Consider the following 15,222-nt stretch of genomic DNA (forward strand, 5'->3'; position numbering starts at 1 on the left):
GAGCCTGTGCGATGCTGACCGTAAATCAGCGTGCGGCGGCGCGAAGTTCACCCTGACCGTGCTTTACCGGCCTTCGTGCGCGACGGCGGTTTGAAAAGCTTGACGGTGCGGATCGCCTGATCGTCGCTGCGCATCACTTCGAGCTTGGTGTCTCCGATGTGGACGCAGACGTCGCCGTCGGGGATGTCTTCGAGGATTTCGAGAATCAGGCCGTTCAGCGTTTTGGGGCCATCGGTGGGTAGCCCCAGTTGCAGCCAGCGGTTCAGCTCGCGCAACGGCATGCTTCCCGCGACGATGCATTCGCCCGCCTCGTTCCAGCCGCCGCGCGAGCTGGCGCTACGCGGAATCGACGTGGTGAATTCGCCGATCAGTTCCTCGATGATGTCTTCCGGTGTGACGAGGCCTTGCAGTTCGCCGTATTCGTTGACGACGAGCGCGATGCGTTGCCGGCTCTCCTGAAAGTATTGCAGCTGCTGGAACACCGGCGTGCCGCTTGGCACGAAGTACGGCTCGGCGAGCAGCTCGCGCAAGGTATCGCGCTCGAGCTCCTGGTTGTGCAGCGCTGACAGCGTCTTGCGCACGTGCAGCACACCGAGCACGCGGTCGATGTCGCCCTGGTAGACGATCAGCTTGTTGTGATAGCAGGTCTCCAGTTGATGCAGGATCTGTTCGAACGGGGCATCGAAGTCGAGGGCCTCGATACGGCGACGCGGGATCATCACGTCATCGACGGAGATGTTTTCGAGGTCGAACAGGTTCAGCAGGATGCTGCGGTGCTTGGTGGGCATGAAGCTTCCCGACTCGAGCACGATGGTGCGCAGTTCTTCGGTGGACAGCCGCTGGTCGCGCGCGCCCTTCGTGTTGATGTGCAGCACGCGCAGGATGCCGGTCGCGAACAGGTTGACAAACCAGATCAGTGGTCTCGCGACGCGCATCAACGGCGCGATCAGCAGGCTCGCGGGTAGCGCGATTTTCTCGGGAAACGTCGCGCCGACGATCTTCGGTGTGATCTCCGCGAACACGATAATGAGGAACGCGACGATACCGGTCGCGATCGACAGCACGAGGCTATTGCGGCCGAACGTATGCAGCGCGAGCGATGTCGTCAGTACCGGAATGATCGTGTTGAACAGGTTGTTGCCGATGAGGATCACGCCGAGCAGCTGATCGGTTTTTGCGAGCAGGCCCTGAGTCGTCTTTGCGCCGAGCGTGTTTTTGCTGGCGAGATGTTTGAGGCGATGACGATTGAGCGCCATCATCGCTGTCTCGGAAATGGAAAAGAAGGCGGAGCAGACAAGTAGCAGAAGGACGGCGCCGATCTGCGCCCATAAGGGAAGTTGTTCCACGCGTCGTGAAAAATAAGGGAAAGGATGGAGAGAATATAGCAGAGGGGGCCGCGCGCTCCGGTGTGGATGACGGCTGACGCCGCTAGGACGACAACGCGGCAACGTACGCGCTGTGCCTGGCGAGCCGGAGGAAAGAAAGCGGCGAAGGGCAGGACGAGAGCAACGAAAAAAGCGCCGCGCAAAACAAAAAACCGCCCAGCAACGCTGCGGCGGTTTTGAACCTTGAGCTAACAAGGAGAATCTGGTCGGGGTGAGAGGATTCGATTCCCTCTGAGGGCCGTCCCGTAAGGCTCTGACGCTGGCCGCTGCCCGCTGTGGGATGCGGTTGTGTAGCACCCGAAGGTGCGGCTAACCGACAGTCTACCAAACTGGCGGGCTGAAATTCGAGGGAGATTTCCCCGAGGCCGTTCGGGCGCGTCATCCGCTGCTATGGCCCCCTGTGCTGTCTCGCTTAATCTCGTAAGCACGAAGGTGCATCCTGCTGGTGCGCTCAGGTATTGCTGACCCGCTAGGCGTCGCTGGGGAGCCGCCGATTGAGTATGCTTTCCGCGACGGGATGAAGCGCGGACCGAACCACGAAGGGGACGACATGGACACCATTGACGGCATTGACCTGAACTCGTTTGTTACCGGCAATTCGGTCAAGGGGCTGAGCGAGACGAACTGTCGCGATGTTCCGACCGCTCCCGGTGTCTACGTTGTCATTCGAGCAGCGTCGGGCGTTCCACCATTTTTGCCCGCTAGTAAGGCTGGGCACTTTAAGGGGCTCGACCCAAGCTACGCCGAGGAGATCGTCAGCGGCGCATGGGTGCACGATGCAACCGTTGTCTACATTGGGAAAGCTGCGGGTCGGAACGGTCTCCGACAGCGCGTGCGCCAGCTAGTACAGTTCGCCTACGGCAAGGATGTCGGCCACCGGGGCGGTCGGCTGCTCTGGCACATCCCTGACTGGGAGCAACTACTTGTGCGTTGGAGCGTGTGCAACGGCGAAGCGGCGGCTACTGCGGAAGCTGGCCTTATTGAACGCTTTCGGGAGCACCACGGGGACAGGCTGCCCTATGCCAACCGGATAAGCGGTGGCACGGGCGGGCTGTGACCCGCGCTGTCCCGAATTTAAGACCTAGTCGGTGCGAGCGCGGAACTCGTTGAAGTCCTTTTCGGTAACCGTGCGATTGCACTGGCCGCACCGATAGACCGCCTGCTGGGTCCGTGGATCTTTGCTGAGCGGTTCGAACGTCGCTGTGCGCCCACACTTCGGACAGATAGGGCCGTTGTATCGAGAGCGCGTCATGGGCAATCCTCCTTTGGGGAGGCGCTCAAAGCCGGGGCGGCGACGCTCTACCTACCACGGCACATTCTAGCTGAAGGTTCATGCGAGACCGTTTGTGCGGAACGCGCTACGGTTTATGATCGGATCGGACAGCAAGGAATACGGGGCCATCATAGGGATGCGGCGAAGGGTTGCCGCCGTAGGTGGCCCGAAGATTCTCGGAGGTTGGTGGTGACATACTGACGGCCAGTGCTGGCAAGCTCCCACTGCGGGGAAGAAAATGGGCAATGCACGGACGCACATCATTACGGCGCTACTCTCATTCGTTCCATACGTATTTCTGTCGTGGGCGTACATGAAGTTCGTTGATGGGACGGCGCGCCAATTCTGGACCGCCCTGTTGGCGCTCATCGCCATCCGGCTATTGTTTGCTCTCATCGACACATTGGGTAGCGTCCTGTCATGGCGGCTGTACGGCAAGAAGGCTGTTACCGACATGCTGCTGCGGTTCTTGCGAGACAACAGGTTTCCGAAACGGGAATACTCACACGACGACTCGCTGGCCTACTTTGGCCGAATTGAAGATGGGGAGCAGTATTCCGAACCGGTCAAGTCTCTCGCGAAAGAGATGACGCTTGTTATGACCGTCTTTGAACACCAAGGGATTCTTTTGGGCATGAGGACGTACGCGGCGGCAGACGCAGCTTTAGATGTCTATTCCCCGAGGGCTGACGCGCCGGTATGGGGAACCACAGACGAAGCGAGTGCCGTGCGGGCGCACGATGCCGAAAGGGCGATGGGGAGCCCGGACGCGCCGCCGAAATAGCCGCCCCAATTTTGCTGGGCTTATCTGCGCGGCCCTACAGCGCCCGCCCGCTTGCATAGTGCCCCCGTGTGACCACCCCCCGTTGAATGGCACGCGGGGATTGCTTTCGACCATGCGCGAATGCTGCCCGACAGCGTGGCTCGCGCTGCGGCTCATGTGTCGTGAACTTATAAGATGCTGACGGTTGGCGGGCAGGCTTTGGCGTGCCGTGCTGTGATGTCAGGAAGATACAGTTGACGCATTGATGACTGTCAACTACGATGGCTGTATCTTCTCGACGCATGGAGCGACAGCATGTCTCAGCATTGGGCGTATTACAGGGTTAGCTCGAAGGACCAGAGCATCGAAGCACAGCGCGACGTTCTCACCGACAAGGGCGCGATCAAGTTCGATGTTGAGCGCAAGGACGAGGGCGTGAGTGGGCTGGTACCTGCGGCGAAGCGTCCGGGCCTTGGTTCGATACTCGAATTCATCCGCAAGGGTGACGTGTTGCATGTCTTCGCCATTGACCGACTGGGGCGCGACGCAATCGACGTGCAAAGCACGGTGCGCGACCTGATCGACCGGGGCGTCAGGCTGAACGTGCATGGTCTTGGTGAGATCGCGCCGGATGCGTTCGGGCGGCTGGTCGTCGGGATTTTGGCTCAGGTAGCGGACATGCAGCGCGCCAAGATTGAGGAGAACACAGCGAACGGTAGGGAGACAGCGCGCCGCCACTTCGAAGCAACCGGCCGGACGCACAAGGGCAAGGACTCATTGGGGCGCAAGCCCAGCATTGCACACGACACGCTTGTGCAGGCGTTCAGGATGCTGAGCGAGACGGGCAACGTCAGCGCCACGGCAAAGGCGCTGGGGATCAACCGGACGACCCTGATAGCCGCACGCGACAGCGGAGCGCCGTGGGCAGAGGCGGCGCGAGTTGAGGCTGGGTATGCACCGGAGCAGGGAGAAGCCGTGCAGTAAGGCACGAGCGGGGCGCATGGGAATAACGGGGCTGGCCTTTGGGCTGGCCCTTGTCGTTTCTGCGGCGGCGATTTCGGTCGCCTACAGGACACAGGTAAGCCAATTCGGTCGACTCTACAGACAGAGAGCCGCCATGCGAGGGGAGCGGCTGGATTGTTGCGCCGGTAGGTGTAATCCAATTTCATGACACTACAACAGAAGAGGAAACGCTGATTCAGCGTGGCTCTATTTCAACCATGCATCACAACAGTAAGGAGGACACATGCAGCATCCACTGGAAACGAACCGAGAGGCTCGCGAGCTTGCAGCCAGATTCATGGCGCGTGCGAACAAGGGCGCGTTGGCCGCGTTGCGCGCAGGCATTGAGTTGAGCACTGGCTCGCTGCCGACGTATCTGGCCCGCACCCTGCCGAAGCGTGAGGCGGGCGCACGCAAGCAAGGTGAGCAACGATGAACCGGAGCGAGTTCGAGATTTGCGCCGCCGAGGCGCTGCGGACTACGCAGGCAATCGGCAAGAGCATGACTCGGGAGCTGGACAGGCTGGCGCGGCGAACGCAACGGATGACGGACCCGGAGAAGGTGCGGCAGATGTACCGCGCCGAGCTTCAGGCATTCATGAGGGAGGAATTGAACATGGCAAGGCAGGCAGTGCGGATGGCGAGGGATGGCGTATGAAGGTGTCTAGCCGGATGTACGGCTTGGCGAAGGCGGAGCCGTCGATTCTCGCCGCGATGCTGGCGGTGCATGGGAAGCAGCAGGGAATGTGCGGCTGCTGTGGGCGGCTTCTGTCGCCGCGTAGGGCTGAGCTGTTGAGCGGGCGCGTGCTGTGCCCGGTGTGCTTCAAAAATCATTCGTATCGGGCGCGCCATGAGCGTGCTTCTGCTGATGAACGCGTACGGGCGGAGTGACGGGGGTGTCCGGGTTCCGGGCATTCATGCGAAGGCGTACGAGGTTAAGCGGCTGGCGGCGCGTGCTGGCAGGCGTGGCAATCCGGGGCTGATGACCGTGGCGCTTGTGCTTGAGATGCAGCGCCAGCGTGAAGCGTACATGCTAGGCCGGGAGATGCGGGCGCGTGAGCAGGCCGCTATGGCGTTGCCACTGCAAGCTGATGCTGAGGTTTGGGGCGGTGAGCCGATTCGGCGTGAGCGGCGCGGTAAGCGGTGGGATGCCGAGAGAGAAAGTCGCGTGCGCAATGCGCTATGGCGTGCCGATTCGTACGCGAGCGCGGAGGTGCACCCGTGGATGAAGCCGGAGCTGGCGGCTGAGTGGGAAGGGCTTAGCTGGGAGCAGCGCACGGTATGGCGGCGTATCACGTCCGCGTGCTTCGGTGAGGTCCGTGGCTGGGATCGGTGGCCGGAGTTCATGCGACCGAAGCAGACGAGTAGCCGGGGCAAGGGCTTGAGCTTGTCGAAGCGAACGCCGCCAGCGGACGACAAGGCGCATAGGTTCGGCACGGTGTGGAAGGCGCGGCAGACGTTCGAGGCGCTGAAGAAGACGGCGGAGCAGCGTGAAGCGGTGCGGCTGTGGACGATGGCAGAGGGCAGGGCGCCATTGTGGGCCGTGCCGAGGACCGGTGATAAGCCGGGAAGAAAGATTAAGGCTGGGGGACCGGCGAGGAAGAAAACGAGATGATGACGATGGATGCGCGAGGGAGCGCGCCTTTGACGATTAGTGATACTAAGCACTACGCTGGGCGATTCGTTGCCGAGCACAGGGAGATTATGTGGGCGTTGCAGGGTAAGCGGTGCACGGTGTGCGGATGCGCGCTCAAACTGAGCGACGCCAAGAGCGACCATTGCCACGAGACGGGGATGCCGAGAGGCGTCCTTTGCCACGGATGCAACACGTTCGAGGGCGCGTACTGGGCGGCACTGAAGCGGGGCGAGGATGGCGTGGCCGTGATTGGGCGGTACGAGAAGGGTCGCAGGGTGAGGCCGCGAGGGAGTCTGAGCTACGGGCAGCGAGCGATGGTGCTGGAGAAACGGTACTGGCCGACGTGGGATGTGTGGGCCGAGCAGGCCGGGGAGATGCTGACGAAGTACGAGCAGCAGGGGCGGGGCAGGCGACCGGATGCGCTGCTGGTGGCATGTAATGCGCTGGTGGTTATGCGGTGGCGCGGCTGTCCTGCTTTCGAGCCGCTGCTATGGACCACGGTGAAGGCAAACGGGCAGTACCTGTTGGCATGCGGTAAGTCGGTGACGCCGGATGGAGGCAGGGCGCAGAGGCTGATCATCGAGACGCTGGCGCGGGCGTATCCGAACGCGTGGGCGCGCTCAGAAGGCGTGGGCGCTGCGCGCCCGCGCTCAGGTGCGCCGGGTACCGGGAGCTTTAGTCAAGCGGAGCAGGCAGCGTGAGCAGGCCGACAGGGGCGGTGCGCTCGCCGGGGCGGTGGCCGGGGTGGCATGTTGCCCCGACTGCCGGGAAGCTGACGCGTAGGCATCGTGAGGTGGCCCGTGCTGATCCAGCGTTCGAGCAGGCGCTGCGGCGGCAGACGTTGTATCCGCAACGGATTGACGCACTGATTGCGGGCTGTACGTACTTCATCGGCAAGCCGTGCGAGCGGTGCGGCAGCGTGAAGCGTCGGGTGTTCGATTGCGCGTGCTGGAGCTGCAAGCGGGTCGCGAGGCCGTGGATTACGGGCCGTGGCTGGGATGGTTCCGCACAGGGGCTGACGCGTGCAGGGCGCGAGGCTAGGGCTGATGAGCGGCGCAGGGAAGCGGCTGGCGAGGTGTTGGGGTTCGAGGTGGGCGACTGGCGGGGGCGTGTGTATCCGACCGGGAGGCTCGCCGTGGACTGCGACCGGCTGAGCATCCACAGCAGCGATTGGGGCGAGGTGCCGCCAGCCCGTATCTTCGAGATCGCCAGCACGGAGCCGGACCTAGTTGAGGTGATGCGGCGGGCAGGCTGGTCGGTGGACTAACGGGGCGCTGCGGGAGGAGTCGCGAGGTGGTGGCGAGGGGCTGAGTGCGCCCCTTCGCCTGCCTAAAATTTAGGCTTCGTGCGTTTCATCGCGCTAATTCACTGCCAGCAAAGCCTCACGGGGCGGGCGATGCAGCGGTTTATGCGAAGGCATAGTGCTGGAGAAACTAAACACGCATTCGAGTGGCGATTTCCCACACTGTGAAAGCGGTCCATCTGTTGCGCGCTCCCGTCAGACGAGCCGCCGAAGGCAGGCGAGGAGCGCTAGCTACTGCGGTGTGGGCAGGCCGGGAATGGTTAGGCCGTAGATGCGGAACCGGGCCATAGCATCAACGAGCGGGGACAGCGGGTACAGGGTCGCGCCGTACTTGCGACCGACAGAGGCCGACGAGTGGCCGGTTAAGGCGTCGTTGACTTCCTCTGTCACGTGAAGCTCGCGCAGGGTGTGCTTGAACAGGTGCCGGAATGAGTGAAAGACCATGCGCCCGTCCGTTATGCCGAGGGCGCGCTTGTGCTTGCTGAACCACTTCACCCAGTTCCCGGATTCGGTGCCCGTCACGTCAGGCGTCAAGTCGGGGAATAGGCGAGCGCCCTTCATGCTGGCGGCGTACTTGATCAAGCCGAGTGCGATGAGATCGGAGTGGATCGGGATGCGGCGGCGTGAGCTGGCCGTCTTTAGTTCCTGCCCTTCGCCTTCGTCACTGATTCGGATCACCCATGCTGAGTGTGCTGCGCCGCTGGCGTCTGTGCACGTCGCCTCTTGCACGTCCGAGGGTGCGAGTTGGGCCAGTTCTTCGACGCGTGCACCGGTGTAGAGCGCCAGCAAGGGGAGCCAGTACGATGCTTCGCCGCCGCCAGCGCCGGGGCGTTCGCCGGACGTGTAGATGGCCGAGCCGAAGATGAGCTTGAGGGCCGGGAGATCGAACGGGATGCGCGCCGCCTTGGCGTTTCGCCGCTCGCCCACCTTCACGCCCTTCGCGGGATTGCCGGTGAGATGGCCCTGTACCGTGGCGTAGTTCAGGAGCGTCGATAGGATCGTGAGCTGCTTGTCCGTGTTGACGGGCGTTTGGCCGGACTTCAGTAGCGCATCCTTGAAGGCGACAACATGGCTGCGCTCGATGGAGCGGATCGGTACGAGTCCGACGAGATCGCGGAACCGAGCGGCGACCTTGCAGGCGATACCGACCGTGCGCGTCGCGGGATTCCGTTCGCCGCTCCACGCGTCGATGAGGGCGGGCAGGTACAGCGCGGGCTTGGTGGCCTTTGCGATTGCTTGCTGGGTGGCGAGCTGGGCGCGGTTGCGGGATGAGTCGCGAGCAGCGCGGATTGTGTCCGCTGCGTCGAGCACGGCGACCTGACGGGCGACGGACTCTTCGAACTGCTGGGAGTCGGCGTCGCGGTCATCCGAGGAGTACACGGCTTCGGCTTCGTCGTGGGCTTCTTCGGCTTCGCGGCTGGGCCAAGGCGAGGACATGCCCGTGATGGACTGCACACGAGCTGATACCGGGTCGGGCTGGGGCGAGCGAGCAGAGGCGAATAGCTGATCGGTGCGCAGACTTTCGGCACGACACAGGCGAATAGCTTCAGCGCGATTGGACGTGCCGAGGGCCTTCGTGATTTCTGTCTTGCCGAGGATTGGAACTAGATCGAGAGGAACACGACGGCGGAAGTAGTACCTACCGTCGCGCCTATGAAGATGGGTGCACATAGAAACCTCTGTGTAGCATCCACAAAGGGCATGTGGCCCGTCAGTGCTGGGATTGGCGGAAACTGCTTGACCAATCAACACGTTGAATTGGTCGGGGTGAGAGGATTCGAACCTCCGGCCTCTACGTCCCGAACGTAGCGCTCTACCAGGCTAAGCTACACCCCGATTGGGTACTGCTGACTCGATTCAGACTAATTCGGTGTTTCAGTCTCGTTCAAGACTGTCTTGCCGTCGAGTAAGAACATAATTCTAGCAGGCTCTCTTTGAAAATGGAATGGGGAAACGCCGAAATTGCTGCCGCGGCTGCCTGCGCCTCCTGTTTCGCGCACTCGAGCGTGTGATCCAGCGCGCCCGAGCGCGTGATCGCGTCGAAAATCGTATCGAAACGGTCGGTGCCACCTTGCTCGATGGCTTCGCGCGCGAGCGCCGACTGCTCGGGTGTGCCGCGTTCGATCAGATAGATGAGCGGAAGCGTCGGTTTGCCTTCGCGCAGATCGTCGCCGGCGTTCTTGCCCATCGACTCGGCCGTCCCCGTGTAGTCGAGCCAGTCGTCCATGATCTGGAACGCGGTGCCGATGCGACGACCGTACTCGGCGGCGGCGGCTTCGGTTTTCGCGTCCGCGCCGGCCAGCACCGCGCCGAGCTGGGCGGCCGCCTCGAACAACTTTGCGGTCTTGTAGCGGATCACCTGCATGTAACGGGCTTCGTCGACGTCGGCATCGTGCATGTTCAACAACTGCAGCACTTCGCCTTCAGAGATGATGTTGGTCGCCTCCGACAGAATTTCCATCACGCGCATCTTGCCCACGCCGACCATCATCTGGAACGACCGTGAGTAAAGAAAGTCACCGACCAGCACGCTCGCCGCGTTGCCGAACAGCGCATTGGCGGTCTGGCGGCCGCGCCTCAGGTCGGACTCGTCGACCACGTCGTCATGCAGCAGCGTGGCCGTGTGGATGAATTCGACGACCGCTGCCAGCTCGTGCCGGTGCCCCGTCCTATCGCCCAGCGCGCCCGCCACCAGCAACAGCAGCGCGGGCCGCAGCCGCTTGCCGCCGGCGCTGATGATGTACTCGGAAATCTGATTGATCAGCATCACGTCCGACGCAAGACGTTGCCGGATGACGCGATTGACCTGCTGCATGTCTTCGGCGATCGGAGCAAGCAGGCTGGCGACGTTGGGGGAGGTGGTGGCAGTCGACGACATGATGGCTGAATTGAGTAGTGCCGCGAATTATAAGGCGATCGGGGCGCTTCCGGGTCGTCGGCTGCGGCGTGGATGCGTTCCGCATGGCGCGCGGGGCGCCTGCCAAGGCTGTCTGGGGGCGCCGCGCATCGCAGGTATGCCATCTGCGAGCGCCTGCGAAGGACGGCAAAGCCGGACGGTAGACGGTTTGGTAAGCAGGTTTTGACCGAGCAGCTAACTCTATGTATAATTGACAGTTTCCGCGCGCGGTGCGTGGGAAAAATGAATACAGAGTGAGGTTCTCAATGTACGCGGTCATAAAAACCGGTGGCAAGCAGTACAAGGTTGCCGTCGGCGAAAAACTTAAAGTAGAACAGATACCGGCAGACATTGACGCTGAAATCACGCTCGACCAGGTTCTCGCAGTGGGCGAAGGCGAATCGATTAAGTTCGGTACGCCGCTGGTCAGTGGGGCTTCCGTCAAGGCTACCGTCGTGTCGCAAGGTCGTCACGCCAAAGTGACGATCTTCAAGATGCGTCGCCGGAAGCACTACCAGAAGCATGGCGGCCACCGCCAGAACTATACCGAACTGCGCATCGACGCGATCAACGCGTAAGCGCACCGGTTAAGGAGCAAATCAAATGGCACACAAAAAGGCAGGCGGATCGTCCCGAAACGGCCGCGACTCCGAGTCGAAGCGCCTCGGCGTGAAGGTTTACGGCGGCCAGGCTATCAACGCTGGTGGCATCATCGTGCGTCAGCGCGGTACGCGCATGCACGCTGGCGAGAACGTCGGCATGGGCAAGGATCACACCCTGTTCGCGCTGAAGGACGGCCACGTCCAGTTCTCGACGAAGGGCGCGGCGAAGAAGCACACCGTTTCCGTCGTCCCGGCAGCCTGAGTTTAATCAGGCACGGGCTTCAGGACCGGAAAAAGGCCCCGCGAAGTACGCGGGGCTTTTTTTATTGCGGCGCCTCTTTAGCTTGGCGCCGAAGCCGCGCAGCCGACCGCTCCTCATCGGCGGACTACGCCGGTCGGTCGATTGATCAACGCGCGGCGCGCGCGGCAAAATAGCAGCATCCAATCAGTATCAACCCCTGCATCGAATCGGGCAGTACACCACGGGACGGAGTAACACATGAAGTTCATTGACGAAGCGAGGATTGAAGTCATCGCCGGCGACGGAGGGGATGGCAGCGCGTCGATGCGCCGCGAGAAGTTCGTCCCGTTCGGCGGCCCCGATGGCGGTGACGGCGGCCGGGGCGGCAGCGTGATCGCGGTGGCTGACCGCAACATCAACACGCTGATCGATTACCGCTACGCGAAAAAACATCTGGCGCGCAACGGCGAAAACGGCCGCGGCTCGGATTGCTACGGCAAGGGCGGTGATGACATCACGCTGCGCATGCCGGTCGGCACCACCATCACGGACATGGAAACCGGCGAGCTGATCGCCGATCTGACCGAGCACAACCAGAGCGTGCAAATCGCGCAAGGGGGAGCCGGCGGCCTCGGCAACCTCCATTTCAAGTCCAGCACGAACCGCGCGCCGCGTCAGAAGACCGACGGCAAGCCGGGCGAGCGCCGCATGGTCCGCCTCGAACTGAAAGTGCTGGCCGACGTCGGTCTGCTCGGCATGCCGAATGCCGGCAAGTCGACGTTTATCTCGTCGGTGTCGAACGCGAAGCCGAAAATCGCCGATTATCCGTTCACCACGCTCGCGCCGAACCTCGGCGTCGTGCGCGTCGGGCCGAGCCGCAGCTTCGTGATTGCCGACATTCCGGGGCTGATCGAAGGCGCGGCGGAAGGCGCCGGCCTAGGCCATCAATTCCTGCGTCACCTGCAGCGCACCGGGCTGCTGCTGCACATCGTCGACATCGCACCGTTCGATGAATCGATCGATCCGGTCGCCGAAGCGAAGGCGATCGTCAACGAACTGCGCAAGTACGACGAAGAGCTTTATCAGAAGCCGCGCTGGCTTGTGCTGAACAAGCTGGACATGGTGCCTGAGGACGATCGCGAAGCGCGCGTGGCGGCGTTCCTCGAAGGCTTCGGCTGGGACGGTCCGGTGTTCGAGATCTCGGCGCTGACTGGCCAGGGCTGTGAAAATCTTTGCTACGCCGTGTTCGACTACCTCGCCGAGCACTCCGACGCGCAACGCGCGGCCGAAGCCGAAGACCTGGCCTCCGACGTGCGTTTCCGCGACGGGACGCAAGTACCGGCCGCGACCCGCGAAGCCGGCACCGATCCGCAGGAATAACAACTCGAGCGCCGGCGCCAGCGGCGGGTGCCGGTATGCATCACGCGTCATCTTGGGAGACAGCGCACAATGCGTTCCGTCATCGCAGATTCACGGCGATTGGTCGTCAAAGTCGGTTCGAGTCTCGTCACGAACGACGGGCGCGGCCTCGATCATGCGGCGATCGGCCGCTGGGCCGCGCAAATTGCCGCACTGCGCGCGCAAGGCAAGGAAGTGGTGCTGGTCAGCTCGGGCGCGATCGCCGAGGGCATGCAGCGGCTCGGCTGGACGAAGCGGCCGCGTGAAATCGATGAGCTGCAGGCGGCCGCGGCGGTCGGTCAGATGGGTCTCGCGCAAGTGTACGAAAGCCGCTTCGCCGAACATTCCATCCAGACAGCGCAGATCCTGCTTACTCACGCTGACCTTGCTGACCGCGAGCGCTATCTGAACGCTCGCTCCACGCTGCTCACGCTGCTGGGGCTCGGAGTTGTACCGATCATCAACGAGAACGACACGGTCGTCACCGACGAAATCAAGTTCGGCGACAACGACACGCTCGGCGCGCTGGTTGCCAATCTGATCGAGGGCGACGCGCTGATCATTCTGACGGACCAGCAAGGCCTCTTCACCGCAGATCCGCGCAAGGACCCGACCGCGACACTAGTCCAGCAAGCCGACGCCGGCGCGCCCGAGCTCGAGGCGATGGCGGGCGGTGCGGGCTCGAGCCTCGGCCGCGGCGGCATGCTGACCAAGATTCTCGCTGCGAAGCGTGCGGCCCATAGCGGCGCCAATACGGTGATCTCGAGTGGGCGCGAGTCGGACGTGCTGGTGAGACTGGCGGCCGGCGAGGCGATCGGCACCCAACTGATCGCGCGCACCGCGCGCATGGCGGCGCGCAAGCAATGGATGGCCGATCACCTGCAGGTGCGCGGCCACGTCGTGATCGATGACGGCGCGGTCGAAAAACTGACCGCCGGCGGCAAGAGCTTGCTGCCGATCGGCATCGTCGGTGTGCAGGGTGCATTCGCGCGCGGCGAGGTGATCGCGTGTCTGAGCGCGTCAGGCCGCGAGGTCGCACGTGGTTTGACGAACTACAGCAGCGCGGAAACCAAACTGATCCAGCGGCGTCCGAGCGGCGAAATCGAGTCAGTGCTCGGCTATATGCTCGAGCCCGAACTGATTCATCGCGACAATCTCGTGGTGCTTTGATCTGCGAGGCGGCGCGCATATCGCGCGTATGAAGAGCCAACAATTAAGCCGTTCCAGCGCAGGCTGGAACGGCTTTTTAATCGTCACGGATAAGCAACGGCGCCTGAGTCGGGCGCGCGCCGCGCAACCGGCCTCAATGAATCTGCGACGTCTGCGTGCGCTTGTAACGAATGTTCTCGACGATGTGCTGCGCGCTGCCGGTCGGAATCTTGTTGGCGCACATATAGTCCTGATACAACGCGGCCTGGTACGCATTCAGCGCGCCGTTTTCTATCCGCGAAAACGGGTTTGCGACCGTCGTGTCCCAGCCGTCGTGATCGGCGTTCAGGCCCGCATACTGACGCCATTCATACGTGTCGCAACGGATGCCCTCGTAATTGACGTTGCGCGCACCGCCCGGGCTCGTGACGACCACCGTGTAACGCACCACGCCGTCGTCGCCGACGCTGACGGACTTCGGGTCGATCGCAAATTGCAGCGGCGTATTGCCGGAGACTTCGAACGGCAGCAGGTTCGCGTCGGAGGGCAGCGGCGGCAACGTGTCGACCTTGTTTTCAACCCAGTTGCTCTTGCGATCCAGCAGATAGGTGAACTCGCTGTCGTCTTTGTTGGTCGGTTTGCCGGCGCTCGAACAGCCTGCCAGCAGGGCGCCGGTGGCGACGCACGCCACGGCGAATGCAAGTGCTTTCAATCTGATTCCCTCGAGAGACAGACGCGGCTCGAAAGCCGCGCCAGAGAGAGGCGGCGCGAGCCGCCGCCTGGAATGGTTAATCGCGCACGCCTCGTCGGACTAACGGGGCGACGGCCTCGTCGGCTTCGGCCGTTTCGCGCTCATCCTCCGATCTCATGTTGGCATCCGGTGAGCCGGGACCGCAATCCGGCGCGACCAGCACGTGCGTCGAAGTTTCGACGCTGACCGAAGTTACGGTCGTGACGGTGGTGACCACCGTGCTTACCGTGGAATCCGGCGGGCTTTGCATCGACGACGCTATCCGGGGATAACGCGACCCATGATGCCCGCCAGGTTTTTCCGCACGCGGCGCAGGCCGGCGCATGAAACGGGACAGCTCCGTTAGCGCCAACTGATACACATCCCGCTTGAACTCGATCACACAGTCGAGCGGCACCCAATACTCGTTCCAACGCCACGCATCGAACTCAGGGTGGTCGGTGGCGCGCAAACAGATGTCGCAGTCGCGTCCTACCATCCGGAGCAAAAACCAGATTTGTTTCTGGCCGCGGTAATGACCGCGTACTTCGCGCTTGATGAACTTGTCAGGCACCTCATAACGCAACCAGTCGCGCGTGCGACCGATCACCTTGACGTGCTCAGGAAGCAGCCCGGTCTCTTCGTGTAACTCCCGATACATCGCTTGCACGGGGGTCTCACCATATTTGATGCCCCCTTGCGGAAACTGCCAGGAATGTTCACGGAGTCGTTTGCCCCAAAACACCTCGTTGTGCGCGTTCAAGAGGATGATGCCGACGTTCGGGCGAAAGCCTTCACGATCCAGCATACAACCACCTTCGAATCCTTTAAAATTGCTTTGATTA

The 15,222-nt window shown here is 62.4% G+C and carries 17 protein-coding genes, 1 tRNA gene and 1 pseudogene; 13 read left to right on the forward strand and 6 right to left on the reverse strand.

Translation table 11 applies throughout. The annotated features are described in order from the left end of the window. Nucleotides 1-47: 47 nt before the first annotated feature. Nucleotides 48-1,346, reverse strand: coding sequence for an HlyC/CorC family transporter (locus OKW38_RS21035; protein WP_090801938.1), 1,299 nt, complete (start codon nucleotides 1,344-1,346; stop codon nucleotides 48-50). 589 nt (nucleotides 1,347-1,935) lie between these two features. Here OKW38_RS21035 and OKW38_RS21040 point away from each other — a divergent pair. The 9 genes and pseudogenes from OKW38_RS21040 to OKW38_RS21080 all read left to right on the forward strand — a co-directional run bounded on the left by OKW38_RS21040 (nucleotide 1,936) and on the right by OKW38_RS21080 (nucleotide 7,325). Beyond that, nucleotides 1,936-2,442 (forward strand): hypothetical protein, encoded by a 507-nt coding sequence (locus tag OKW38_RS21040; RefSeq protein WP_429362915.1) that lies wholly within the window; start codon nucleotides 1,936-1,938, stop codon nucleotides 2,440-2,442. 529 nt (nucleotides 2,443-2,971) lie between these two features. Continuing rightward, a complete protein-coding gene (locus OKW38_RS21045; protein WP_429362916.1) occupies nucleotides 2,972-3,442 on the forward strand; it encodes a hypothetical protein in 471 nt (156 codons plus the stop codon). A gap of 294 nt (nucleotides 3,443-3,736) precedes the next feature. Further along, nucleotides 3,737-4,405 carry a recombinase family protein gene (locus OKW38_RS21050; RefSeq protein WP_429362917.1) on the forward strand — a complete coding sequence of 223 codons (669 nt, stop codon included), beginning with the start codon at nucleotides 3,737-3,739 and terminating at the stop codon, nucleotides 4,403-4,405. Between the two features lie 262 nt (nucleotides 4,406-4,667). Continuing rightward, on the forward strand, nucleotides 4,668-4,859 hold the full coding sequence (locus tag OKW38_RS21055) for a hypothetical protein (protein WP_429362919.1): 192 nt from the start codon (nucleotides 4,668-4,670) through the stop codon (nucleotides 4,857-4,859). Continuing rightward, nucleotides 4,856-5,080: a hypothetical protein gene (locus tag OKW38_RS21060; protein WP_429362920.1), complete on the forward strand. Its 225-nt coding sequence runs from the start codon at nucleotides 4,856-4,858 to the stop codon at nucleotides 5,078-5,080. Before OKW38_RS21055 ends, OKW38_RS21060 begins: the two co-directional genes overlap by 4 nt. A 192-nt stretch (nucleotides 5,081-5,272) precedes the next feature. Continuing rightward, entirely contained in the window at nucleotides 5,273-6,037 is a 765-nt protein-coding gene (locus OKW38_RS21065) for a hypothetical protein (protein WP_429362921.1), read from the forward strand. A gap of 5 nt (nucleotides 6,038-6,042) precedes the next feature. Continuing rightward, a pseudogene (locus OKW38_RS21070) lies at nucleotides 6,043-6,255 on the forward strand (endonuclease domain-containing protein); the annotation flags it as partial. A 117-nt stretch (nucleotides 6,256-6,372) separates the two neighbouring features. Beyond that, nucleotides 6,373-6,759 (forward strand): hypothetical protein, encoded by a 387-nt coding sequence (locus tag OKW38_RS21075; RefSeq protein ID WP_429363827.1) that lies wholly within the window; start codon nucleotides 6,373-6,375, stop codon nucleotides 6,757-6,759. A 92-nt stretch (nucleotides 6,760-6,851) separates the two neighbouring features. Then, nucleotides 6,852-7,325: a hypothetical protein gene (locus OKW38_RS21080; protein WP_429362923.1), complete on the forward strand. Its 474-nt coding sequence runs from the start codon at nucleotides 6,852-6,854 to the stop codon at nucleotides 7,323-7,325. Between the two features lie 267 nt (nucleotides 7,326-7,592). Here OKW38_RS21080 and OKW38_RS21085 read toward each other — a convergent pair whose 3' ends face one another. The 3 genes from OKW38_RS21085 to OKW38_RS21095 all read right to left on the reverse strand — a co-directional run bounded on the left by OKW38_RS21085 (nucleotide 7,593) and on the right by OKW38_RS21095 (nucleotide 10,239). Next, complete coding sequence (locus tag OKW38_RS21085; protein WP_429362924.1) at nucleotides 7,593-9,032, reverse strand: DUF6538 domain-containing protein; 1,440 nt, start codon at nucleotides 9,030-9,032, stop codon at nucleotides 7,593-7,595. An 88-nt stretch (nucleotides 9,033-9,120) separates the two neighbouring features. Then, nucleotides 9,121-9,197 (reverse strand) — tRNA-Pro (locus tag OKW38_RS21090). A 49-nt stretch (nucleotides 9,198-9,246) separates the two neighbouring features. Continuing rightward, entirely contained in the window at nucleotides 9,247-10,239 is a 993-nt protein-coding gene (locus OKW38_RS21095) for a polyprenyl synthetase family protein (protein WP_429335344.1), read from the reverse strand. Between the two features lie 284 nt (nucleotides 10,240-10,523). Between OKW38_RS21095 and rplU the strand changes: the two genes are divergently transcribed. The 4 genes from rplU (at nucleotide 10,524) to proB (ending at nucleotide 13,668) form a co-directional block, all read left to right on the forward strand. Then, nucleotides 10,524-10,835 (forward strand): 50S ribosomal protein L21, encoded by a 312-nt coding sequence (rplU, locus tag OKW38_RS21100; protein WP_007180329.1) that lies wholly within the window; start codon nucleotides 10,524-10,526, stop codon nucleotides 10,833-10,835. 25 nt (nucleotides 10,836-10,860) lie between these two features. Then, a complete protein-coding gene (gene rpmA / locus OKW38_RS21105) occupies nucleotides 10,861-11,121 on the forward strand; it encodes a 50S ribosomal protein L27 (RefSeq protein WP_008923994.1) in 261 nt (86 codons plus the stop codon). 237 nt (nucleotides 11,122-11,358) lie between these two features. Beyond that, complete coding sequence (cgtA, locus tag OKW38_RS21110; RefSeq protein WP_184051016.1) at nucleotides 11,359-12,480, forward strand: Obg family GTPase CgtA; 1,122 nt, start codon at nucleotides 11,359-11,361, stop codon at nucleotides 12,478-12,480. Nucleotides 12,481-12,549: 69 nt separating this feature from the next. Continuing rightward, nucleotides 12,550-13,668, forward strand: coding sequence for a glutamate 5-kinase (gene proB, locus OKW38_RS21115; protein ID WP_090801931.1), 1,119 nt, complete (start codon nucleotides 12,550-12,552; stop codon nucleotides 13,666-13,668). Between the two features lie 133 nt (nucleotides 13,669-13,801). On the opposite strand, the gene OKW38_RS21120 is transcribed toward proB, so the two are convergent. Both OKW38_RS21120 and OKW38_RS21125 read right to left on the reverse strand, forming a co-directional pair. After that, a complete protein-coding gene (locus OKW38_RS21120) occupies nucleotides 13,802-14,359 on the reverse strand; it encodes a CNP1-like family protein (protein WP_184058542.1) in 558 nt (185 codons plus the stop codon). 76 nt (nucleotides 14,360-14,435) lie between these two features. Continuing rightward, the gene (locus OKW38_RS21125) at nucleotides 14,436-15,185 is read right to left on the reverse strand and encodes an RNA pyrophosphohydrolase (RefSeq protein WP_090801927.1); all 750 of its coding nucleotides are present in this window, start codon (nucleotides 15,183-15,185) and stop codon (nucleotides 14,436-14,438) included. Nucleotides 15,186-15,222: the final 37 nt, after the last annotated feature.

The organism is Paraburkholderia sp. MM5496-R1 (assembly GCF_050436205.1).
GTDB lineage: Bacteria > Pseudomonadota > Gammaproteobacteria > Burkholderiales > Burkholderiaceae > Paraburkholderia > Paraburkholderia tuberum.